The organism is Mammaliicoccus sp. FSL K6-3158 (assembly GCF_038005105.1).
Lineage (GTDB): Bacteria > Bacillota > Bacilli > Staphylococcales > Staphylococcaceae > Mammaliicoccus > Mammaliicoccus sciuri.
The window spans coordinates 1,236,928-1,261,236 of record NZ_JBBOSL010000001.1; the positions used below are offsets into that span (position 1 = coordinate 1,236,928).

Genomic DNA, 24,309 nt, shown 5'->3' on the forward strand with positions numbered 1-24,309 from the left:
AATGATAGAGAGTGCATGGTTGGTGTAAATGCATATTAATGATGATTGAAGGTAGCCTTAAATTGAACATTAATTGAAACTAAGTAGGTTAATGCGTGTGCGAGCGATAATCGTTAGAGTGCAATATAAGTGATTATATTGAATTTAGGTGGTACCACGGTTTAACCCGTCCTATTTATTAGGACGGGTTTTTTATATTATAAAGGGAGTGATTTTAATGGAAATGGAACCTAAGTATAACCCTAAAAAGGTTGAAGAAGGCCGTTATCAATTTTGGTTAGATCATAATTATTTTAAGCCAAGTGAAAATAAAAAAAAGGAAACATACACAATTGTTATTCCACCACCAAACGTAACAGGGAAGTTGCATTTAGGACATGCATGGGATACAACTTTGCAAGATATTTTAACAAGAATGAAAAGAATGCAAGGTTATGACACATTGTATTTACCAGGTATGGACCACGCAGGTATTGCAACACAAGCTAAAGTTGAAGGTAAATTAAGAGAACAAGGTTTAACAAGACATGATTTAGGAAGAGATAAATTCCTTGAACATGCTTGGTCATGGAAAGAAGAATATGCTGACTTTATTAGAGCTCAATGGGCTAAATTAGGACTAGGTTTAGACTATAGTCGTGAACGTTTTACATTAGATGAAGGCTTATCTCAAGCAGTTAAAAAAGTGTTTGTTGATATGTATAACAAAGGTCTTATCTATCGTGGTGAAAGAATTATTAACTGGGATCCACAAACTAAAACAGCTATTTCTGATATTGAAGTTATTCACGAAGATATTACAGGTCATTTCTATCATATTAAATATCCTTTTAAAGATGGAGAAGGCGCAATTGAAATTGCAACGACACGTCCTGAAACGATGTTAGGTGATACAGCAATCGTTGTTAACCCAAATGATGATCGTTACAAACATTTAATTGGTAAATCAGTTATATTACCGATTATTGGTCGTGAATTACCGATTATTGGTGATGACTATGTTGATATTGAATTTGGTAGTGGTGCAATGAAAGTTACACCAGCTCATGACCCTAATGACTTCGAAATTGGTGAAAGACATCAACTAGAAAAAATTAATGTTATGAATGAAGACGGTACAATGAATGAGCTAGCAGGTAAATATAATGGTTTAGATCGTTTTGAATGCCGTAAACAATTAATCGAAGACTTAAAAGAAACTGGCGAATTAATCAAAATCGAAGAACATGTTCATTCTGTTGGTCACTCAGAAAGAAGTGGCGCAGTAGTAGAACCTTATTTATCTACACAATGGTTTGTTAAAATGGAACCATTAGCTAAACAAGCATTAGACAATCAAGATACAGAGGGTCGTATTAATTTTGTACCAGATCGTTTTGAAGGAACATTCAATAGATGGATGGAAAACATTCGTGACTGGACAATTTCAAGACAATTATGGTGGGGTCATCAAATCCCAGCATGGTACCATAATGAAACAGGCGAAACATACGTTGGTGAAGAACCACCAGCAGATATCGAGAACTGGACTCAAGATGAAGATGTCCTAGATACATGGTTTAGTTCTGCATTATGGCCATTCTCAACATTAGGTTGGCCAGATGAAAACAATGAAGATTTCAAACGTTACTATCCAACTAATACGTTAGTAACAGGTTATGATATTATTTTCTTCTGGGTATCAAGAATGATTTTCCAAGGTTTAGAATTTACAGGTAAAAAGCCATTTAATGACGTTTTATTACACGGATTAGTAAGAGCTGAAGATGGCCGTAAAATGAGTAAATCACTTGGTAACGGTGTTGATCCAATGGATGTAATTGATGAATATGGTGCAGATAGTTTAAGATACTTCTTAGCTACTGGTTCATCTCCAGGTCATGACTTACGTTATTCTACTGAAAAAGTTGAAGCGGTATGGAACTTTATCAATAAAATTTGGAATGCGTCACGTTTCAGCATTATGAATATCGGTGAAGATTTCAAATTTGAAGATATAGACTTATCTGGTGAAAAATTTGTTGCAGATGAATGGATTCTTACACGATTAAATGAAACAATTGCGAACGTTACGGATTTAAGTGATAAATATGAATTCGGTGAAGTTGGTCGTGTATTATATAACTTCATTTGGGATGAATTCTGTGATTGGTATATCGAAATGAGTAAAATACCAATGAATGGTGAGGACGAAGCTAAAAAACAAATGACACGTTCAGTATTAGCTTATACGTTAGATCAAACAATGCGTATGCTTCATCCATTAATGCCATTCGTAACCGAACATATTTGGCAAGCATTACCACATGAAGGTGAAACAATTATTCAAGCTTCATGGCCTGAAGTAAGACCAGAATTATCAAATGAAAATAGTAAAGTATCTATGCAACTATTAGTTGAAATCATTAAATCTGTAAGACAAGCACGTCGTGAAGTGAATACACCAATGTCTAAAGAAGTACCAATTCACATTGAAGCTAAAGATGAAAAAGTGAAAAAACAACTTTTAGACAATAAAGATTATTTAATGCGTTTCTGTAATCCAAGTGAGTTAGTGATTGATACAAAAGTTGATATTCCAGAAAAAGCGATGACTGAAGTTGTATTTGGTGCTACAGTTGTATTACCTTTAGAAGGTTTAATTGACATGGATAAAGAAATAGAAAGACTTGAACAAGAACTTCAAAAATGGCAAAAAGAATTAGATCGTGTTAATAAAAAATTAAGCAATGAAAAATTCGTTGCAAATGCACCTGAAAAGATTATTAACGAAGAAAAAGATAAAAAAGTTAATTATCAAGAAAAATATGATGGTGTATTAGCAAGAATTGAACAACTGAAAGGCTAGGAAATCTTATGAATTATTTAGATAGTTTACACTGGATACATGAACGCACGAAGTTCGGTATTAAACCAGGCGTTAAAAGAATGAAGTGGATGCTCGACAAATTAGGTAATCCTGAAGAAAAGATTCAAGCAGTTCACGTAGTCGGTACAAATGGTAAAGGTTCAACTGTCAGTTATTTAAGAGAAGCCCTAGTAGCTAATAACTATGAAATTGGTACTTTCACATCGCCATTTATAGTCACTTTCAATGAAAGAATCAGTATTAATGGAACACCAATCACAGATGATGAATTGGTTGAGTTAGTTCAGATAGTTAAACCAATATCTGAACGACTTGAATCTGAAACTGAATTAGGTCCAGCTACTGAATTTGAAATTATTACATTAATGATGTTTGTATATTTTGGTACAGTACATCCTGTAGACTTTGTCATCATTGAAGCGGGATTAGGTGCTTTAAATGATTCAACGAATGTATTTCAACCAATAATGACGGTGTTAACAAGTATCGGTTTAGATCATACTAATATTTTAGGCGATACGTATATGGATATTGCAAGAGAAAAAGCTGGTGTCATTAAACCAAGTGTTCCGCTTGTATATGCCATTAAGCCTAAAGATGCGTTACATTTCGTTAGAGAAGTAGTTGAGAAAAATTACAATAAAGGTCTAGAACTAGATCGAGATTTTCATGTACTGTCAGATGATACTGAATTTACGTATCGATATGGTAGTTATGAATTAGAAAACATTCAACTAAAAATGATAGGTCAACATCAGCATGAAAATGCTGCACTTGCGATTACAACACTTATTGAAATGTATCAAAGAGGTATGATTCAATTAAACTTTAATACAATGATTGAAGCGATAGAACATACAACATGGTCAGGTCGAATTGAAAAAGTTCAAGAAGAACCACTTATTTTAATAGACGGTGCACATAATAAAGAAAGTATTGATGCATTAGTAGATACATTAAAACAATACTATTCTGACAAAAAAATCGATGTATTATTTGCAGCGATAGATGGTAAGCCAATAGGGAAAATGATGAGTAGCATAGAAGAAATAGCCAATAGATTTTATGTGACAACATTTGATTTTCCAAAAGCATTACCAATTGATGCAGTATACGATTATTTAGAGCATCACCATATTGAAAAAGTTCAAGACTATCCTCAATTTATTGAACAGTACGACGGAGAATTACTCGTTGTAACAGGAAGTTTATACTTTATTAGTGAAGTAAGAAAATTATTTAAAGATTAATATAGAGTGGGAGCGGGACAGAAATCTAATTTGTATAAAAAGATTTCGTTGTCCTGGCAAGGATGACTAGAGTTGAAAAAAGCTTGGTACAAGCGCATTTTCAATTCAGACATCTACTGCCAATATGATAAAAGAGACTGAGACATTACATTATGTCCCAGTCTCTTTTCTTATATATCTTTAACGAGTGTCGTTTTGTTACTATGGGTATCCTTAGTTACACTTCCGACGACTTTTGTTACTATGGGCACCATACTATAAACACGCCTTCACAAATTAAGCCAAAAATCATAAAAACACCTCATTTTTACTGAATAAATCAGTAAATGAGGTGTTATTTAATTTGAGTTAGGAATTATGTCCCAAACTCATTTTTTTATGCCCATGCTTTTCGCGGATAAGTTCTCAGATTATTTTTAACGATTTTGTAACGTGCTGACGCCTGAGGCAATAGTATGTGTGAGAGACTACAGGCTCAAACCATACCCTAGGCAAGCATGCACGAACAAAATCATAGATTTTTATATAATATTCAATATTTTCTGATAATAGTGTATGATGGTACTTATAAATAGGGGGGATTAATTTGAAAGATATAGTTGGAAAATTTATAAGGTTCAAGAATCCTCATACATATGCTATATTGCTTTTCATTATTGCTATGAGTTGTTTACTGACATATGTGATACCTTCTGGGGAATTTGACAGGAAGTCTGTTAATGATCGGGAAGAGGTTGTTTCAGGTACATATCATTTAGTAGATAGTGAACCTTCTGGATTTTTAGAAATATTTAGATCTATACCTGAAGGATTAATCAGTGGTGCTGATATTATCTTTTACATATTTTTAGTTGGTGGAGCATTTGGCATTATTCATAAGACAGGTGCCATTACCAATGGCGTCAATGCTGCAATGAACAAGCTTGGTAAAAACGGTAAGTTAATGATTCCACTAACGATGTTTATTTTTTCATTGCTTGGTTTCTCGATAGGTTTAGCTGAAGAGACAATTATCTTTGTTCCAATCGGTATAGCGATTGCTAGAGCAGTTGGATATGATGCAATGACAGGTGCTGCAATGATTATCATGGGCGCTGCTGCTGGATTTCTGGGTGGAATGCTCAACCCATTTACAGTTGGAGTTGCTCAACAGATTGCAGAAATTCCGCTTTTTTCTGGATGGGAATTTAGAACGATTATTTATATTTGTGTATTAATTGTTGGTATTGCATACGTTATGTTTTACGCTCGAAAAGTTAAAAAGAATCCAAAGAAAAGTTTAGTATACGAGTTAGAACAACAAGAAAAGAATCAAACAGAACCACAAGAAGAGATTGGTAGATTTACAAAGCGACAAATGTTTTGTTTAATTTTATTAGTCAGTGCAATATGTTTTAACGTATTTGGCATTTTTACATTTGGTTGGTCATTTAATGAAATGAGTGCCAATTTCTTGCTAGTCGGATTATTGGCAGGTTTTATTGCTGGTTTAGGTTTTAATGGTACTTTCGATGCTTTAATCGAGGGTATGCAATCTATTTTATTTGGAGCATTAATTGTTGGCTTCGCTAAAGCAATCGTCGTTGTATTAGAAAATGGTAAAATTATCGACACAATAGTTTATTATTTAACAAATACAATTCAAGATTTACCAGCAAGTATTACGGTAGGGATGATGTTTATCATACAAATGGTCCTGAATTTCTTTATCCCTTCTGGTTCTGGTCAAGCGATGACGACTATGCCATTAATGGTGCCTATTTCTGATTTATTGAATATCAATAGGCAAATGGCAGTACTTGCCTTCCAATATGGTGATGCAGTGAGTAATAGCATATTCCCAACATCAGCTTCGTTAATGGGAGGATTAGCTGTAGCAGGAATCTCATACACAACTTGGGTTAAATTTATTTGGAAGTTATTATTACTGTGGGTTGTTATCTGCTTAGTTGGTATTATTATTGCATTAGCCCTAGGTTATTAAATTTTACAAAACTTGAAAAACACATGCTATCTTTAGATGTTTTTCAAGTTTTTTTAATGAATTTATAAAGAGTTAAAAAGTATTAGAGCTATTTACTAACAATATGCGATTATAAATATTGTGGTCACATTTGGTATATTAATATATATCAATAAGGAGCTAAAAAGTATGTTCAAAATGTTTATATTCGGTGCAATCATTGCAAGTTATATGTATCAACTTACGGGTGTGAAAAATGTGGGTTTTCATTTATTAACGAAACGTTCAGTTTGTGAATCATGTCATACATCACTTAAACCGATAGATTTATTACCCATTGTAAGTTATGTAGCATTACACGGTAAATGTCGTTATTGTAAGAAGCGCATTCCAATAATTTTATTAGTTTCTGAAGTCCTTTTAGGCATACTATTTCTGATTCCCATTCTTTCAGTAGTTCAATTAAATCCTCTTTTGTATTACTTCTTAATTATATTTTTAATACCTTTATCTATTTATGATTTCCATCATTTTGTCATACCGAATCATATGCTCATCATTATGTTAGTATGTAGTGTTTATTTATTTGGAATAACGCGAGAACAATTTTTTTACGCACTGTTTATCATATTAATTTTGCACATTTTATATTTCATATCAAGGGGAGGGCTAGGTTATGGAGATATTAAATTGTTTTCGTTACTCAGTTTAATTTTGCCGGTATCACATTTTATATTATGTTTTATGTTTACTTTTATATTTGCGGGTGTATTGATCACACTTTATGTATGTACCACTAGAAACAAAATTCAAAAAGTACCACTCGTTCCTTTTATGACACTTGCGGTTATATTTGTACAATTATTCCAAACTCAACTTAATGATTATTTTTTAGGAGGCAACTATGGTTATTAAAATTAAAGATTTACAACATGAAGATAAACCGAGAGAAAGACTGAAATCATATGGTCCGGATAAATTAACAAATAGAGAATTATTGGCGATTATTATTAATTCAGGAAGCAAACAATATTCCAGTCTAGAATGTGCGAATAAAGTATTGAATTTAGTTGAAAATACAAGAGAACTAAGACATTTAACATTGTCTGAATTACTAAGTGTTAATGGTATTGGTGAATCTAAAGCAATTACAATTTTAGCAGTTATTGAATTAGCTAAAAGAATGCATAGCAATACCGTTCTCGACAAAGTAGAAATCAATGAACCACAAGATGTTGCAGATTATTTAATGGAAAAATTAAGATATTTAAAGCAAGAACACTTTGTTGCTTTATTATTAAATACAAAGAATCAAATTATACATGAACAATCGATTTTTATTGGTTCATTAAATATGGCGGTTGTTCATCCGAGAGATTTATTGAGAGAGGCAGTTAAGCATTCTGCTGCTTCAATTGTCATTGCACATAATCATCCAAGTGGTGATCCGACACCATCATTAGAAGATATTAAAACGACAAAGCGAATATTATATTGTTGTGATTTAATGGGTATCGATTTATTAGATCATATTATCATTGGTGATGGAGAATTTATTAGCATATTTGAAAATGACTATATCATGTGTGAAGACTTAGAAATTAATAATATAACTGAATGATTCAATGTTATAATGTAATTAAAAATGAGTCAGGAGTTTTTATTTTGCAAATCATAACGTTCTTATTTGTCGTATTACCGTTACTATTTATTATTTCTTTATTTCAACGTAAGAAAAAGCGACCAATTGTTAGAAAAGACTATGGCATCACGTTGGTGTTAGGCATCATTGGTGTATTCTTAGCTTCCATTATTCTTACTTTAACTAAAGACGGTTCTACACTTTCAATTAATTTAATACTTGGTTCAATTGTTGCAGGAATTGCTTGGGGTATTCTCGTTTCAATTACATTATTCATTTTAAACAAAATATTAAACAAATAAATAAAATTGTAAATTTTCGGATATTATATTGACATTAATTTTTGAAAAGGCTATCATTAACTTAAATTTATGAGAGAGGAGGTAGTGACTTATGAGAAACATCAGAAGAAGATTTTATAAACATACAACATCATACATCACTACCCCTACGTTAAATATGAAGCATTAGGGAGTAGTATATTCACTTCCTTTAGAATGTAATTTAAGCACACGCTTTCTTTAAGGATGCGTGTGCTTTTTTGTGTTTAATGATAGGGGTTAAGGGGGGACAACATGTTTCAAGCAATTAAAAAGTTAATGTGGTTTTTTAAAGATCATTGGAAGAGATATTCGATTGCAATTATTCTGTTATTAATTGCGAACGTTGTAGAAGTCCTGCCACCTTGGATAGTAGGGCAGACTATAGATAAGATAAGTGACCGTTCTTTAACTGAACAAATATATCATCAATTAGTGATTATTTTTATAATTGTATTAATTTTGTCTTATATTGTGAATTATATTTGGAGAACTTTAATTTTTTCAGGTTCTCAAATACTTGAATCAATTATGAGACGTAAACTGATGCAAAAATTTTTATCAATGAGTCCAACATTTTTTGAGAAAAATCGAACTGGAGATTTGATGGCAAAGTCTACAAACGATTTGAATCAAATTAGAAATACTGCAGGGATAGGGATTTTAACTTTAATTGATTCTACAACATTTATGGGAACGATAATATTAACGATGGGTATTACAGTATCATGGAAGCTTACACTATTTGCACTGATTCCATTACCTTTACTAGCCATATTAGAAATTGAATTAGGTAAAAGAATTCATAAACGCTATTTAGTTTCACAAAAATCGTTTGGTGATATGAATGACAGTGTTCTTGAGTCTATTGAAGGTGTACGTGTTACAAGAGCGTATGTACAAGAAGATAAACTCAACAAAGATTTCAAAAATATGACTGAAAGTGTCGTAGAAAAATTTATGAATGTTGAAAAAATGGATGCGTTTTTTCAACCAATAACGATTATTATCACTGCTATGAGTCAAGTTATCGGAATAGGTTATGGAGCTTTTCTTGTTAACAGTGGTGAAATGACAATTGGTGGTCTGATTTCATTCACCGTATATTTAAATATGCTCGTATGGCCAATGTTTTCAGTTGGCATTTTGATTAATATCATGCAAAGAGGTAATGCGTCTATAGATCGTGTTGAAGAAACGTTAAATGAAGCGGAAACAGTACTTGATGTAGAAAATAAAGGCATGCCTTCACATGATATAGGTATGAATTCTGTTGTGTTTAAATATCCATCGAGTGAATCCATTAACTTGAACAACATCAATATTATACTAGGTAAAGGTGAAACTTTGGGTATTGTCGGTGCAACTGGTTCTGGTAAGACAACGTTAATCAAACAAATTTTGAAAGAATATCCTACTGGTAATGGAGAAATCGTACTTGGAGATACTAATATTAATCAAATTTCAAAAAGTGATTTAAGAAGTTTAATTGGTTACGTATCTCAAGAAAACATTTTATTCTCTAGATCTATTAGAGATAACATTAGATTTGGTAAATCAGATGCTACTGATAATGATATCAAAGAAGCAATCAAATTAGCATACTTTGAAAAAGATATCGAACGTTTACCACAAGGTTTAGAAACATTAGTAGGAGAAAAAGGCATAGCAATTTCTGGAGGTCAAAAGCAAAGAATAGCAATTGCTAGAGCATTGATTATGGATCCTAAAATATTAATTTTAGACGATGCACTATCTGCTGTTGATGCAAAAACAGAAAAGAAAATTATACAAAATATACAAAAATATAGACAAGGTAAAACAACCATTATTGCGACACATCGATTATCTGGTGTTAAACATGCTAATCAAATTGTTGTAATGGACCATGGAGAAATAACAGAGTCAGGTACGCATGACCAATTACTCCATATGAATGGTTGGTACAAATCTCAATTTGAAAGACAACGGTTGAAGGAGGTGTATAGCAAGTGAGTATTGTAAATCAACTCTTTCCATTTGTTAGCAAATATAAGAAAAGATTCATCATTGGTATTGTTATTTTAATTGGAGCAGTGGGATTCGAATTATTAGGGCCATTGGTTGCGATGTATATTATTGATCATTATGTTAAAACATCTGCTTCACAAATTATACAACTACGACCAGTGCTACTATTATTGAGTTTGTTTTTTGTAGTGTCACTCATTCATGCGATATTAAGTTATTTTCAAACGCTCGTTCTTCAACGTGCTGGCTCAGATGTTATTAAAGAGTTAAGAATTAAACTTTTTGAACACGTACAAAAGTTACCGATAAAATACTTTGATAATTTACCAGCAGGAAAAGTTGTAGCAAGAATAACGAATGATACACAAATGATACTCGAACTATTCACTGTTATATTACCAAACTTTATTTCGGCTTTTATCACGATGATAGGTGTCATTATTGCGATATTTTTTATTAATATTAAAATTGGTTTTATCGCACTGATTACAATACCTTTCGTAATACTTTGGTTATTGTGGTACAAAAAAGTAACGGGTAAATACAACTATGTAATTCGAGAAAAAAACAGTGATATGAATGCACTTATTAATGAATCTATAAATGGTATGAATATCATTCAAGCATTTAAACAAGAAAAAGAAATTATGAATGATTTTGATGAAATGAATCAAGCGTATTTAAACAATTATAAAAAAATCATACAATTTGATTCGCTGACAGAACATAACTTGTTGAGTACGATTAGAAGTATTGTGTTTTTAATGTTGATTGTCGTATTTGGCACACAATTTCTAAATTCTTCTGTCGCAATTTCAGTTGGTACGTTATATATTCTTGTAAATTATATAACAAGATTGTTTGATCCATTGTTTGGTGTATTAAACGTATTGGGACAATTAGAACAAGCAAGAGTTTCTTGCGTGAGAGTATTTGAAATGATGAATGTGTCTGAAGAAAAGATGCCAGAACATAAAATTCAGTTGCCTAAAAAAATAGAAGGTCATGTTCATTTTAACGATGTATCGTTTGCTTATAATGAAGGTGAATACGTCTTGGAAAATATCAATTTAGAAGTCGATAAAGGACAAACAATTGCATTGGTTGGACATACAGGATCAGGGAAAAGTTCTATTATGAATTTACTTTTCAGATTCTATGATCCTACTGATGGAACGATTGAAATTGATGGTATACCGACCATTAAAACGGACAAAAGAGATATGCGTAAACATATGGGCATTGTATTACAAGACCCATACTTATATACAGGGACTATTTTATCCAACATTACATTAGACGATCCTAAAGTTACGAGAGAAAAAGCTGTTGAAAGTTTAAATGCAGTAGGTGGAGATAGAGTGTTAGAACACTTTAAAAAAGGTATTGATGAGCCAGTTATAGAAAGAGGTCGAACATTAAGTTCTGGTCAACGACAAATTATATCATTTGCGAGAGCACTGGCATTTGATCCAGAAATTTTAATTTTAGATGAAGCGACTTCAAGTATTGATTCTGAAACGGAAGAAATCATACAAAAAGCAATGACTGTGTTGTCTAAAGGACGAACATCATTTATTATTGCACACCGACTTTCAACGATTAAGAATGCTGATCAAATTATTGTTCTTGATAAAGGACGCATCATTGAAAAAGGCAATCATGATGAGCTAATTAAATTAGAAGGACAATATTACAAAATGTATCAAATGCAGTCTTTAACAGATTAATCGAGTTAAACAAACAATGGCCTGGGATACAATTTCCCAGGCCATTGTTTTATATTTTTTAAACTCATCATTGCGGTCACATAAAGTAAAGTACGCCTTGATATATGAAGTAAATAACTAAAGCGATGATTGCTAATTTTATTACAACTCTTAATAGTCCAACGAAAAATCTAAAAAAGATAATTAAAAACAAGATAGCTAAAAATATATATATTAATTCCAAATTTATCACCTCTTGAATTCATTATATAGAATAGAGCAAGTAATTACATCGGACTACAGAATGATTAAAGGTTTAGGTCTAAAGCCCGATGATGATATTTAAACAATTTTCGTATAATATTAATGAATGAGAGGTGTCTATAATTTTGAGATGGTTATTTAGATTAATTAGAAATTTATTAGCGTTATTAGCAATTGTCATTATCATTGTTATTGTATATAGAAATGTACCAGCATTGAGTGATTTAAACCCGTTTGATCACAGTAATGGACAAACAACTGAAGAAATGTCTCCACAACATGCAAATGCAACTTATAAAATTGAAGATAATCCATTGTTGCAAAATGTACCGTTAGGTCAAACTAAACAAGCATTTAATTGGATTAATAAAAGTGAATTCATGGATGTTTCAAGACTAGAACGTATGGGATATGACGACAACTATGTTGCAGGGCAAAGAGGAACAGAGTATATCTTGTATAAATTTGGTGAACCCAAGATGTACGTATATCAAACAGAGCAAGATTTAATGAATGATTTAAGTGCAATGCACTCAAATATAGAATTATTACCTAAAACTGCATATTAAATTTTTATTTCGGCAGTCTCTTACTTTATTTAAAGTGCTGTGTAAGCTAAAATAGTAATATCATTGTTAATGAGTCATTTGAAGATTAAGAGGTGTTTGGATTGTCGAATTTTTTTAAAAATAATAAAATAATGATTTTTCTAATTTCTATGGTTTTATTAATTGTAATTGTTGGTTATTCAGTGAGAGCACAATCTGCATCGCTTAGTGAACAATATGCGAGTGATACATCATCGTTTGGTGGAAGAATCGTATCTTATCCAGTTACTTTTGTTTCTGACTTCTTCTCTGGAATTTTCACTTCAGACGAAGACGTTGATAAATTAAAAGAAGAAGTAAAAAGTACAGATCAAATCAAAGCTGATAAAGCGAGATTAGAAAAAGAAAACAAAGCCTTAAAAAAAGAATTGGATATGAAAGATATTTCGCAATTCAATCCAATATCAGCTACTATAATCGGTAGAAGTCCGGATCAATGGATGAATACAGTCATCATTGATAAAGGTAAAAAGAGCGGCATGAAAGAAAATATGGCTGTCATTACGAGTGAAGGTTTAGTAGGTAGAATTAAAAAAGCAAATCAATTTTCTTCACAAGTTGAGTTAATATCTACAAGTGTTAAAACGAGTAAGCTTTCAGTAGATATTCAACAAGACGATGAAAATATCTTTGGTATGATTAATCGATATGATGAAAATAAAGATTTACTTGTTATTAGTGATATCGATAATAAATACAGCATCAAAAAAGGCTCTAAAGTTGTAACAAATGGTTTAGGTGACCAACTTCCTAAAGGTATATTAGTAGGTAAAGTAGAAAAAGTAGAAAATGATGAATATGGATTATCTAAAGTCGCTTACATTAAGACATCTACAAATATTAAAGAATTAAACCATGTATATGTTGCTAAACGTGATCCAGAAACGATACCTTCATCTGATGAAAGTGGTGAGGAATAATGAGATTTTACGTTATTCCTTTAATTGGTGTCTTATTATTTTATTTAGATTCATTATTAACACGTTTATCACCGTTAAATTTATTTAATGAGACATTTATAATCGTGCCTCGATTAACATTTTTGTACTTACTAATAATTGCTGTATACAAAAATCCTAAAGTTGCTATTATTTTAGCAATCGTAACAGGTATTTTTACAGATATTTATTATGGCGGTATATACGGTGTCTATACATTTGGATATGCAACTTTTGTAATTATGATGGATAAACTATTTAAAGTATTTTATAGAGACATTTTAATGATGGTTATACTCTTAATATCATCAGTTGTATTACTTGAAATATGGGTAATGGTTTTTTATGGTTTTTTAGGTATTGTTTCTATTAATATTGGTCAAATTATTCTATTTAGATTAATACCAACTGTCATATTTAATTTGATATGCTTAATCATCATATTCCCATTTGTATTAAAATTATTAGAAAGAAATACGAATTAATGAAAGAATATTGACATCAATAGCTGTAGGTGGTAATCTATTGAAGTTGAGTAGTTTCTAGCTACATACAACCGCTCGATCATAGGTCTTAAAGTACGGATGTCACCTATGAATGGCGTGACTTAAAAAATTAGGAGGTGCAAGTATGTTTGCTATAATTGAAACTGGCGGAAAGCAAGTTAAAGTAGAAGAAGGTCAAACAATTTGGGTTGAGAAATTAGACGTAAATGAAGGTGATTCATTCACATTTGACCAAGTATTATTTGTAGGTGGAGATTCAGTTAAAGTTGGATCACCTGTTGTTGAAGGTGCTTCAGTTACTGCTAAAGTTGAAAAACAAGGACGCGGTAAAAAAATCACTGTATTCAAATACAAAGCTAAGAAAAATTACAAACGTAAACAAGGTCATCGTCAACCTTACACTAAATTAACAATCGAAAAAATCAACGCATAATTTATGATTATTGTAGATGTTAGTTTGAATCAAGAAGGGCAAGTTACAGATATTGAAATGTCTGGACATGCTGATTCAGGTGAATACGGTAAAGACTTAGTCTGTGCCGGTGCTTCAGCAGTTGTCTTTGGTACAACAAATGCTATCATTGGATTAACTGATGAGTCGCCTGATATAGATTACAGTGACGACGGTGGATATTTTCATATACGTAGTGTAAACTTAGAAAATGAACAAGCGCAAATATTATTACAAGGCCTTATCGTTTCTTTGAAAACAATCGAAGAAGAATATGGGCAATATATTAAACTAAATTACAAGTGAGGTGTAACTCATGTTAAAATTAAACTTACAATTTTTCGCATCGAAAAAAGGGGTAGGTTCTACAAAGAACGGTCGTGACTCTGAATCAAAACGTTTAGGTGCTAAACGTGCTGACGGTCAATTCGTTACTGGTGGTTCTATTCTTTATCGTCAACGTGGAACTAAAGTTTTCGCTGGTGAAAACGTAGGTCGCGGTGGAGACGATACATTATTCGCTAAAATCGACGGCGTTGTTAAATTCGAACGTTTTGGTCGTGACAAAAAGAAAGTATCTGTATACGCAGCTGCTGAATAATCTTTATATTTAGATGAGGCTGGGACATATATAATTGTCCCAGCCTCAATCATTATGTTGGCAGTTATTTAAATAAGAATGCATAGTGTGGTTTATATATAAAGAAGCTATTCAGAATTGCAGTTTCTTTTTTTATTCATAATACGAAAATGTTATAATGAGTGTTATGAATAACGATAATAAAGGTGATGGAATGAATAATTTAGATGTGTATTTAAAGTCTAGACATGATTTTGTGAATCAGTTCCAATTGTTATATACATATAAACAGTTAGGAAAACATGAAGAGGTTGATTTATTAATTGATGAATTGTACAAAAATCTCAAGCAAGAACAGTTGTTTTTAAATGCACCGTGTAGAAAATTTGTTCATAATGTATTTGAATACAAACTATCTTTGTCAGGCTCTAAATGGACATTTGAAATTGATAACTCAAATATCGATTATTATCAAAAGAACTTAGAAAGAACTGATGATACTTTAACTAATATATTTAATGATTTGAAAGCTGTTGTGATTAACGATATGGATGAAAAAAATATTCATATTAGTCTTACAGTAGAAGAAGAATTTGTCACAATGCTTGTTTGGTTAAGTCCAACTAATAAGGACTTTAATCAAATTGAACAATCATTTTCTAAATATAACGTTGAAATTTTATCAGAAAGTCAAAATCATATAGAATTAGAATTTTTTATTAACATAAAAGAAATAGAGGTGTAAACATGTTTATAGATCAGGTCAAAATATCGTTAAAAGCTGGTGACGGCGGAAACGGTTTAGTAGCTTTTCGTCGTGAAAAGTATGTTCCATTTGGTGGACCAGCAGGTGGCGACGGTGGTAAAGGTGCTTCAGTCGTATTTGAGGTAGATGAAGGTTTACGTACTTTATTAGACTTTAGATTTCAAAGAAAATTTAAAGCTGATAAAGGTGAGAATGGACAAAGTAGTAACATGCATGGTCGTGGAGCAGACGACTTAGTATTAAAAGTACCACCTGGTACAATTATTAAAAATGCTGAAAATGAAGAGATTCTAGCTGACCTTGTTGAACATGGTCAACGTGCTACAGTTGCTAAAGGTGGCCGTGGTGGTAGAGGTAACTCAAGATTTGCTTCAGCAAGTAATCCAGCACCAGATTTCTGTGAAAATGGTGAACCTGGTGAAGAACTTGAAGTCATGTTAGAACTTAAACTTATGGCAGATGTAGGTTTAGTAGGTTATCCAAGCGTTGGTAAATCAACATTATTATCTATCGTTTCCAAAGCAAAACCAAAAATCGGTGCTTATCACTTTACGACAATTAAACCTAATTTAGGCGTTGTCCAAACAAATGATGGTAGAGGATTTGTAATGGCAGATTTACCAGGTTTAATTGAAGGTGCTTCTGAAGGTGTAGGTTTAGGTCATCAATTTTTAAGACATATTGAACGTACAAGAGTAATTGTTCATATAATAGATATGAGTGGAATGGAAGGCAGAGACCCATATGAAGATTATGTTACAATTAATCAAGAATTAAAATCATATAATGAAAATCTTTCTAGAAGACCACAAATTGTCGTTGCGAATAAAATGGATTTACCAGATTCAGAAACACAATTAGAAATGTTCAAAGAACAACTTCAAGAAGATGTTAATATTATTCCTATTAGTACAGTTACACGTCATAACGTTGATAAACTACTATATCAAATTGCTGATTTATTAGATGAAACTGAAGGAATGGACTTCGATTCAGTCGAAGAAGAAACTGGTGTACATCGTGTTGTATATAAACACGAGAAATCACGAGATCATTTTGTTATTACGAGAGATGACGATGGTGCCTATGTTGTATCAGGTAATTCGATTGAAAGATTATTCAAAATGACAGACTTTAATCGTGATGCAGCAGTTAGAAGATTTGCAAGACAAATGCGTTCAATGGGTATTGATGATGCCTTAAGAGAACGCGGTGCTTCAAATGGTGATATTGTAAGAATTTTAGGTGGAGAATTTGAATTTGTCGAATAGGGCGTGTTCCAATTGAAAAAATCAAATGAATCAACAAAAAGGTTTTATTTAATCAGAGAAGATGTTTTGCCAGAGTCAGTGCAAAAGACAATCAAAGTTAAAAATGCACTATTAAAAAATAATAATTTAACGATTTATGATGCAGTTAAAGAATTTAATTTATCTAGAAGTGCTTTTTATAAATATAAAGATACAATATTTCCAATTGATAGATTAGAAGAACAGACCAAAAATTTAACATTAATTTTATACGTACAAGATGAAGTGGGAATGCTCGCAACTGTCTTGAATAAAATTGCTGAAGTTAAAGGTTCTGTTCTTACCATTCATCAAAGTCTACCAATAAAGGATAGAGCAACGATTACAATTTCTCTTAATGCTGCAAATATTGAGTTATCATTAGAAGAGTTAATGGATGCAATTAAAGAAAGTCCGTATGTTGATGAAGTAGAAGTTATTGGAATGAGTATGTAAAGGAAGTTGTCTAAATGTATGCATATATAAAAGGAATCGTTTCACAATTATATCCTTCTCATATTGTAGTTGAGGCAAATGGTATAGGTTATGAAATTCAAACACCAAACTCATATCGTTTTCAATCTCAATTAGATAAAGAAACGCAAGTATATACACAATTAATTGTGCGTGAAGATGCCCAATTATTATATGGATTTGTGAATCTAGAAGAAAAGGATATGTTTTTAAGCTTAATTAAAGTAACAGGTATTGGACCGAAGTCAGCATTAGCAATTTTAGCGACAAGCACGCCTAATGAAGTAGCAATTGCTATAGAAAATGAAAATGAATCATATTTGACAAAGTTTCCTGGTATCGGTAAAAAAACAGCAAGACAAATTATTCTTGATTTAAAAGGGAAATTAGTTATCACTGAAGAATCTGAGTTATTCCCAGAAAGTAAAGATGCCGGTCAGGATGTATTAGAAGAAGCATTGTTAGCTTTAGAAGCATTAGGTTACTCTAGACGAGAAATTACAAAAGTTAAGAAGAACCTAGAAAAAGAATCATTTGATTCAGTAGATGCTTGTGTTAAAAGAGGTTTAGCATTACTTATTCAGTAAATGAGGTGATTTTTTGGATGAGCGATTAATGGATGAACATGGACACGAAGATGATATCCAAAGTGAACTTTCATTAAGACCAGATACTTTAAATCAATATATTGGTCAAAATAATATTAAATCAAACTTAGATATATTTATTAAAGCGGCTAAGTTAAGGGAAGAACCTTTAGATCATTGTTTACTTTATGGTCCACCTGGTTTAGGGAAGACGACTTTAGCTCATATTATATCTAATGAGATGAATGTTAATTTAAGAACTGCAAGTGGACCTTCTATTGAAAGGCCTGGCGATTTAGCAGCCATACTTTCTGCGTTACAACCAGGGGATGTACTTTTCATTGATGAGATACACCGATTAAGCAGAGTCGTTGAAGAAGTGTTATACCCTGCTATGGAAGATTTCTTCTTAGATATTGTCGTTGGTAAAGGTGAAGAAGCTAGAAGTATTAGAATTGATTTACCACCTTTTACGCTAGTAGGTGCAACAACACGTGTAGGGAGCCTTTCAGCACCTTTGAGAGATCGTTTTGGTGTGCATCTTAGATTAGAATATTACGATGATAATAGTTTGCAAGAAATCATAAAACGTACTGCTGAAGTATTTGAAGTAGATATTGACCAAAATAGTACAGTTGAATTATCGAAACGTAGTAGAGGAACACCTCGTATAGCCAATCGTTTATTACGTAGAGTGCGTGACTTTGCTCAAGTAGAAGGTGACGAAGCTATTTCTATGGATATTACAAAGCATGCTTTAGATTTACTACAAGTAGATGAAGAAGGACTCGACCATATAGATTATAAAATTATGCACTGTATCCTGAATAATTATAAAGGTGGTCCAGTTGGATTAGATGCGATAGCAGCCACGATAGGTGAAGAACGTGTAACACTTGAAGACGTTTATGAACCTTATCTCATCCAAAAAGGGTTTATAGAAAGAACGCCAAGAGGTCGTCGTGCTACTGCTTTAAGTTATGATCACTTCGACATTAAAATGGATTAGGAAAGAGGCAAAGTTTGTGAATATTGAAGATTTCGATTTTGATTTACCTGAATCATTAATTGCACAAACACCACTGTTAGATAGAGAGAGCAGTAGGTTATTAAAATGTAATAAAGCTACAGGTGAATTAGAAGATTTAACGTTTAAAGAAGTTGTCAATCAACTTTCACCAGGTGACTGTTTAGTATTAAATGATACGAAAGTCATGCCAGCAAGATTGTTTGGCTTAAAAGAAGAAACTGGTGCAAAAGTAGAAATGCTGATGCTAACGCAACAAGAAGATAATGAATGGGAAGTATTAATTAAACCAGCTAAACGTATAAGAGTTGGTCAATCTGTTTCATTTGGAGAAGGTAAAATCATTGCGACTTGTATCAAAGAACTTGATCAAGGTGGACGCATTATGAAACTTTCATACGAAGGTATCTTACAAGAAAGATTAGATGAGCTTGGTGAAATGCCGTTACCACCATATATTAAAGAACGATTAGACGACCAAGATAGATATCAAACAGTTTATGCTAAAGCAGTTGGGTCTGCAGCTGCGCCTACAGCAGGTTTACATTTCACTGAACATTTATTACAAGAAATTGCTGATAAAGGTGTACACATTGCATTTATTACGTTACATGTTGGTTTGGGTACATTTAGACCAGTCAGTGTAGATAATATAGATGATCATGAAATGCATTCAGAATACTACCAAATGACTGCTGAAACGGCAGAATTATTAAACTGTGTAAAAGCAAGTGGTCATAAAATAATATCTGTAGGTACAACGTCTACAAGAACACTAGAGACAATTCGTTCTAAAAATGACCAATTTGTTGAAGAAAGTGGTTGGACTGACATATTTATTTATCCGGGATATGAGTTTAAAGCGATAGATGGTTTAATTACCAATTTCCATTTACCAAAATCAACTCTCATCATGCTAGTATCCGCACTATCGACTAGAGAACATATTTTAAATGCATATAAACATGCAGTTGAAGAAAAGTATAGATTTTTTAGTTTCGGAGATGCAATGATTTTAATATAGAAAAGGAGCAACATTATGCCTGCAGTAACATACGAGCACATTAAGACTTGTAAGCAATCAGGTGCAAGACTAGGGATTGTGCATACACCTCATGGTTCATTTGAAACGCCTATGTTCATGCCTGTTGGAACTAAAGCAACAGTTAAGACAATGAGCCCTGAAGAACTTAAACAGATGGAAGCAAAAATTATACTTAGTAATACCTATCATTTGTGGTTACAACCTGGAAGTGATATCATTTCTAAAGTGGGTGGATTACATAAGTTTATGAATTGGGATGGACCTATACTTACTGATTCTGGAGGTTTTCAAGTATTCAGTTTAAGTGATATGAGAAAAATCGAAGAAGAAGGTGTACATTTTAGACATCATTTAAATGGTTCTAAATTGTTCTTAAGTCCTGAAAAAGCGATGCATATTCAAAATGATCTTGGTTCAGATATTATGATGGCGTTTGATGAATGCCCTCCAATGCCATCTGAATATGAATATGTAAAAAATTCAATTGAGAGAACATCAAGATGGGCGGAAAGATGTCTAGAAGCTCATCGTCGCCCTGAAGATCAAGCTTTATTTGGTATTATCCAAGGTGGAGAATATAAGGATCTTAGAGAGCAAAGTGCTAAAGACCTCGTTTCACTTGATTTTCCTGGCTATGCTATTGGTGGTTTGTCTGTTGGTGAACCTAAACCTGTCATGTACAGAATGGTTGAACATACAGCGCCATTAATGCCATTTAATAAACCAAGATATTTAATGGGAGTTGGTTCTCCAGACGCATTAATCGAATGTTCTATTAGAGGCATCGATATGTTTGATTGCGTATTACCTACACGTATAGCTAGAAACGGTACTTGTATGACATCTCAAGGTAGAGTCGTTATAAAAAATGCTAAATATCAGCAAGATTTATCTCCGCTTGATCCAGAGTGTGATTGTTATACATGTAGAAACTATACTAAAGCATATTTGCGTCATCTGATTAAAGCAGATGAAACATTTGGAATTCGTCTTACTACATATCATAATTTGTATTTCTTATTAAAACTTATGGAGAACATTCGCCAAGCAATAAGAGAAGATCGATTACTTGATTTCAAAGATGAATTTTTCGAGCAGTATGGACTAAATGTAGATAACCCCAAAAACTTTTAAAGGAGATTGAATATGGAAGTATTAGTACAATTATTACCTATTATCTTAATTTTTGCGCTTGTTTGGTTCTTAATGATTAGACCACAACAAAAGCGTGCAAAAGAACATCGTGAATTATTAAACCGTTTAGAAGTTGGTCAAAAAGTAACTTCAATCGGCGGTATCAAAGGTACTGTTAGAGCAGTAGATGAGTCTATCGTTGTTGTTTCTGTTAACGATAAAGGACACGAAATTACATTTGAAAAACCAGCTATTAAACAAGTAGACCCTTCATAAAACAGTTTACTTTTTAAGGAAATTGGTTTAATATTATGTATCATATTTAATGTTAAAAGACATGGTTATCCATGTCTTTTTTTCATACATGAATGTTATGGCTATTCAACTATAGTTGATGTATGCTATAACATATATAGTGAATTAAAAATATGTAAGAGGTGTTATCGTGAAAAAGCGGAGTAGAATTATAGCCTTTTTACTTCTTGCAGTGTTGGTTTTTAGCTTAATAGGATCAACAACAAAAGATATAACAAAGAATGTAAATTTAGGTCTAGACTTACAAGGTGGTTTTGAAGTTTTATATCAAGTTAATCCTTTAGACAAAGGTGATAAGATTGATAATGATGCGGTTAAATCTACTGCAAAGACTTTAGAGTCACGTGTAAACGTATTAGGTGTTTCTGAGCCGAAAATTCAAGTTGAAGAAGGTAATCGAATTCGAGTTCAATTAGCTGGTATTAAGGACCAGAATGAAGCTCGTGAAGTACTTTCTACACAAGCGAATTTAACGATCAGAGATGCAAAGGATAGAGTTTTACTATCTGGTAAAGATTTAGTTCAAGGTGGCGCTAAGCAAGGCTTTAAAGACAATACAAACGAAGTAGCCGTTACTCTTAAACTAAAAGATGCTAAAAAGTTCAAAGAAGTAACTGAAAAAGTTTCTAAAATGAATCCTAATTTAATGGTCATTTGGATGGACTATGAAAAAGGAGACAGTTACGCTAAAGAAGCTAAGAAAGAACAAGAAGGTAAAGAACCGAAATATATTTCTGCAGCAACTGTAAGCCAACCAATCAATTCAGAAAATGTTGAAATTTCTGGTGGATTCAATGGTGAAAAAGGTGTTAAAGAAGCAAAACAAATTGCAGATTTATTAAACTCAGGTTCACTACCTGTTAAATTAGATGAAGTTTATTCTACATCAGTAGGTGCACAATTCGGTAAAGATGCATTAGATGAAACAGTACTTGCTTCTTCAATAGGTGTAGGTATTATATTCTTATTCATGCTCATTTACTACCGATTACCTGGTGTTGTAGCTGTCATTACATTAAGTGCTTATGTTTACTTAACATTAGTAGCATTTAACTTTATTTCAGGGGTATTAACATTGCCCGGACTTGCTGCCTTAGTATTAGGTGTAGGTATGGCCGTTGATGCTAACATCATCATGTACGAACGGATAAAAGATGAATTGCGGATAGGAAGGACTTTACAACAATCCTTCAAAAAAGGTTCTGGCTCTTCATTTATTACGATTTTAGATGCTAACTTAACAACAATTTTAGCAGCGCTCGTATTATTCGTATTTGGTGAAAGTTCAGTAAAAGGTTTCGCAACAATGTTATTACTTGCGATTCTTATGAGTTTCGTAACTTCAGTATTTTTCACAAGAATATTATTAGCATTATTAGTAAACTCAAACTACTTCAAGAAAAAATATAATTGGTTTGGTGTTTCTAAGAAAGATAGACATGATATTAGTGAAAGATTAGACGTTCATGATTTAAGAACAGTCTATGACAAAATTAATTTCGTAAAACTTGCTAAACCATTATTAACATTTAGTATAATTACGATTATTATCGGTGCTATCATCATATCGATATTTAGATTAAACTTAGGTATTGATTTCACAAGTGGTACACGTGTTGACTTACAATCTGATCAAGCTATCAAGACTGAACAAGTGTCAAAACAGTTTAAAGATATGGGATTAGAACCATCACAAGTTACAACAAGTGGAACTGGAAACAAAATGGCAACCGTTCAATTTAAAGATGCATTAAACAAATCTGAAATACAAAAAGTTAAATCTGACTTTGGTAAATCATTGGGTCATGATCCAAACGTAAGTACGGTTTCACCAGTTGTTGGTCAAGAATTAGCTGGAAATGCATTTAAAGCAATGCTTTATGCAGCACTAGGAATTGTTTTATACGTATCATTTAGATTTGAATGGAGAATGGGTACAACTGCTGTACTTGCATTATTACATGACGTATTTATGATCGTATCGGTATTCAGTTTATTCAGACTCGAAGTGGATATTACATTCATAGCAGCAGTTCTAACAATTATAGGTTATTCAATCAATGACACAATCGTTACATTTGACCGCGTAAGGGAAAATTTACGTAAAGTGAAAGTGATAACGAAACCAGAAACTATTGATATGATTGTTAACTCATCTATTAGACAAACGATGACAAGATCAATCAATACCGTATTAACAGTTGTTATAGTAGTTGTCGCATTATTAATACTTGGTTCATCAAGTATTTTCAACTTCTCATTAGCACTATTAATCGGTTTAGTATCCGGTGTGTTCTCATCAGTTTTCGTCGCAGTACCTTTATGGGGTATCTTGAAAAAACGACAACTTAAAAAATCAGAAAATGGTAAATTAGTTGTATATACTGAGAAAAAATCAAACGATGAAAAAATATTAGTTTAATAAATCGTGTACCTGTCCTTAGTAAAAGGGTAGGTACTTTTTTGTTTAGAGTAAATGATAAAGGTTTAACTTAGGGGTCATGATTACAAAAGTACGGGGAAATGTAACTAAGGGTGCCCATAGTAACAAAAGTCGGTCGA

The 24,309-nt window shown here is 32.4% G+C and carries 24 protein-coding genes and 2 other annotated features (1 of these 26 only partly in view); of the genes, 23 read left to right on the plus strand and 1 reads right to left on the minus strand.

Annotated elements, in window-relative coordinates; all coding sequences use genetic code 11:
• Nucleotides 1-177, plus strand: a binding site (T-box leader); it begins 36 nt to the left of the window's first position.
• A gap of 40 nt (nt 178-217) precedes the next feature.
• From MHH94_RS06195 to MHH94_RS06230, 8 genes are all read left to right on the plus strand, one after another.
• Nucleotides 218-2,848, plus strand: coding sequence for a valine--tRNA ligase (locus MHH94_RS06195; protein WP_058592070.1), 2,631 nt, complete (start codon nt 218-220; stop codon nt 2,846-2,848).
• An 8-nt stretch (nt 2,849-2,856) separates the two neighbouring features.
• Nucleotides 2,857-4,119 (plus strand): bifunctional folylpolyglutamate synthase/dihydrofolate synthase, encoded by a 1,263-nt coding sequence (locus tag MHH94_RS06200; RefSeq protein ID WP_048539632.1) that lies wholly within the window; start codon nt 2,857-2,859, stop codon nt 4,117-4,119.
• Between the two features lie 586 nt (nt 4,120-4,705).
• Nucleotides 4,706-6,103: a YfcC family protein gene (locus tag MHH94_RS06205; protein ID WP_058592071.1), complete on the plus strand. Its 1,398-nt coding sequence runs from the start codon at nt 4,706-4,708 to the stop codon at nt 6,101-6,103.
• A 168-nt stretch (nt 6,104-6,271) separates the two neighbouring features.
• Complete coding sequence (locus MHH94_RS06210) at nt 6,272-6,997, plus strand: prepilin peptidase (protein WP_058592072.1); 726 nt, start codon at nt 6,272-6,274, stop codon at nt 6,995-6,997.
• The gene (radC, locus tag MHH94_RS06215) at nt 6,987-7,703 is read left to right on the plus strand and encodes a RadC family protein (protein WP_058592073.1); all 717 of its coding nucleotides are present in this window, start codon (nt 6,987-6,989) and stop codon (nt 7,701-7,703) included. Before MHH94_RS06210 ends, radC begins: the two co-directional genes overlap by 11 nt.
• A gap of 44 nt (nt 7,704-7,747) precedes the next feature.
• Nucleotides 7,748-8,026 carry a hypothetical protein gene (locus MHH94_RS06220; RefSeq protein ID WP_058592074.1) on the plus strand — a complete coding sequence of 93 codons (279 nt, stop codon included), beginning with the start codon at nt 7,748-7,750 and terminating at the stop codon, nt 8,024-8,026.
• A 273-nt stretch (nt 8,027-8,299) separates the two neighbouring features.
• Nucleotides 8,300-10,039, plus strand: coding sequence for an ABC transporter ATP-binding protein (locus MHH94_RS06225; RefSeq protein ID WP_119469641.1), 1,740 nt, complete (start codon nt 8,300-8,302; stop codon nt 10,037-10,039).
• On the plus strand, nt 10,036-11,784 hold the full coding sequence (locus MHH94_RS06230) for an ABC transporter ATP-binding protein (protein ID WP_058592076.1): 1,749 nt from the start codon (nt 10,036-10,038) through the stop codon (nt 11,782-11,784). The genes MHH94_RS06225 and MHH94_RS06230 overlap by 4 nt, the downstream gene beginning before the upstream one ends.
• 76 nt (nt 11,785-11,860) lie before the next feature.
• Here MHH94_RS06230 and MHH94_RS06235 read toward each other — a convergent pair whose 3' ends face one another.
• Complete coding sequence (locus MHH94_RS06235; protein ID WP_191092288.1) at nt 11,861-12,007, minus strand: hypothetical protein; 147 nt, start codon at nt 12,005-12,007, stop codon at nt 11,861-11,863.
• Nucleotides 12,008-12,152: 145 nt separating this feature from the next.
• Here MHH94_RS06235 and MHH94_RS06240 point away from each other — a divergent pair, with 145 nt between their 5' ends.
• From MHH94_RS06240 to secDF, 15 genes are all read left to right on the plus strand, one after another.
• On the plus strand, nt 12,153-12,596 hold the full coding sequence (locus MHH94_RS06240; RefSeq protein ID WP_340840165.1) for a DUF4930 family protein: 444 nt from the start codon (nt 12,153-12,155) through the stop codon (nt 12,594-12,596).
• Between the two features lie 101 nt (nt 12,597-12,697).
• Nucleotides 12,698-13,555, plus strand: coding sequence for a rod shape-determining protein MreC (gene mreC, locus MHH94_RS06245; protein WP_058592078.1), 858 nt, complete (start codon nt 12,698-12,700; stop codon nt 13,553-13,555).
• Complete coding sequence (gene mreD, locus MHH94_RS06250) at nt 13,555-14,058, plus strand: rod shape-determining protein MreD (RefSeq protein ID WP_048539640.1); 504 nt, start codon at nt 13,555-13,557, stop codon at nt 14,056-14,058. Before mreC ends, mreD begins: the two co-directional genes overlap by 1 nt.
• A gap of 59 nt (nt 14,059-14,117) precedes the next feature.
• Nucleotides 14,118-14,191, plus strand: a sequence feature (ribosomal protein L21 leader region).
• A 12-nt stretch (nt 14,192-14,203) separates the two neighbouring features.
• Nucleotides 14,204-14,512 carry a 50S ribosomal protein L21 gene (gene rplU / locus MHH94_RS06255; RefSeq protein ID WP_016911517.1) on the plus strand — a complete coding sequence of 103 codons (309 nt, stop codon included), beginning with the start codon at nt 14,204-14,206 and terminating at the stop codon, nt 14,510-14,512.
• A gap of 3 nt (nt 14,513-14,515) precedes the next feature.
• Nucleotides 14,516-14,836 (plus strand): ribosomal-processing cysteine protease Prp, encoded by a 321-nt coding sequence (locus MHH94_RS06260; protein ID WP_058592079.1) that lies wholly within the window; start codon nt 14,516-14,518, stop codon nt 14,834-14,836.
• 10 nt (nt 14,837-14,846) lie between these two features.
• On the plus strand, nt 14,847-15,131 hold the full coding sequence (rpmA, locus tag MHH94_RS06265) for a 50S ribosomal protein L27 (RefSeq protein WP_025904267.1): 285 nt from the start codon (nt 14,847-14,849) through the stop codon (nt 15,129-15,131).
• A 193-nt stretch (nt 15,132-15,324) separates the two neighbouring features.
• On the plus strand, nt 15,325-15,855 hold the full coding sequence (locus tag MHH94_RS06270; RefSeq protein ID WP_058592098.1) for a Spo0B domain-containing protein: 531 nt from the start codon (nt 15,325-15,327) through the stop codon (nt 15,853-15,855).
• A 2-nt stretch (nt 15,856-15,857) separates the two neighbouring features.
• Entirely contained in the window at nt 15,858-17,147 is a 1,290-nt protein-coding gene (gene obgE / locus MHH94_RS06275) for a GTPase ObgE (RefSeq protein ID WP_025904265.1), read from the plus strand.
• A gap of 12 nt (nt 17,148-17,159) precedes the next feature.
• The gene (locus tag MHH94_RS06280; RefSeq protein ID WP_058592080.1) at nt 17,160-17,621 is read left to right on the plus strand and encodes an ACT domain-containing protein; all 462 of its coding nucleotides are present in this window, start codon (nt 17,160-17,162) and stop codon (nt 17,619-17,621) included.
• Between the two features lie 14 nt (nt 17,622-17,635).
• Nucleotides 17,636-18,226 (plus strand): Holliday junction branch migration protein RuvA, encoded by a 591-nt coding sequence (gene ruvA / locus MHH94_RS06285; RefSeq protein WP_048539643.1) that lies wholly within the window; start codon nt 17,636-17,638, stop codon nt 18,224-18,226.
• A gap of 28 nt (nt 18,227-18,254) precedes the next feature.
• Entirely contained in the window at nt 18,255-19,235 is a 981-nt protein-coding gene (gene ruvB, locus MHH94_RS06290) for a Holliday junction branch migration DNA helicase RuvB (protein WP_370622763.1), read from the plus strand.
• A gap of 16 nt (nt 19,236-19,251) precedes the next feature.
• The gene (gene queA / locus MHH94_RS06295; RefSeq protein ID WP_048539645.1) at nt 19,252-20,277 is read left to right on the plus strand and encodes a tRNA preQ1(34) S-adenosylmethionine ribosyltransferase-isomerase QueA; all 1,026 of its coding nucleotides are present in this window, start codon (nt 19,252-19,254) and stop codon (nt 20,275-20,277) included.
• Between the two features lie 15 nt (nt 20,278-20,292).
• On the plus strand, nt 20,293-21,432 hold the full coding sequence (gene tgt, locus MHH94_RS06300) for a tRNA guanosine(34) transglycosylase Tgt (protein WP_048539646.1): 1,140 nt from the start codon (nt 20,293-20,295) through the stop codon (nt 21,430-21,432).
• A gap of 12 nt (nt 21,433-21,444) precedes the next feature.
• The gene (gene yajC, locus MHH94_RS06305; protein ID WP_025904259.1) at nt 21,445-21,708 is read left to right on the plus strand and encodes a preprotein translocase subunit YajC; all 264 of its coding nucleotides are present in this window, start codon (nt 21,445-21,447) and stop codon (nt 21,706-21,708) included.
• Nucleotides 21,709-21,877: 169 nt separating this feature from the next.
• Complete coding sequence (gene secDF / locus MHH94_RS06310) at nt 21,878-24,169, plus strand: protein translocase subunit SecDF (RefSeq protein ID WP_058592082.1); 2,292 nt, start codon at nt 21,878-21,880, stop codon at nt 24,167-24,169.
• Nucleotides 24,170-24,309: the final 140 nt, after the last annotated feature.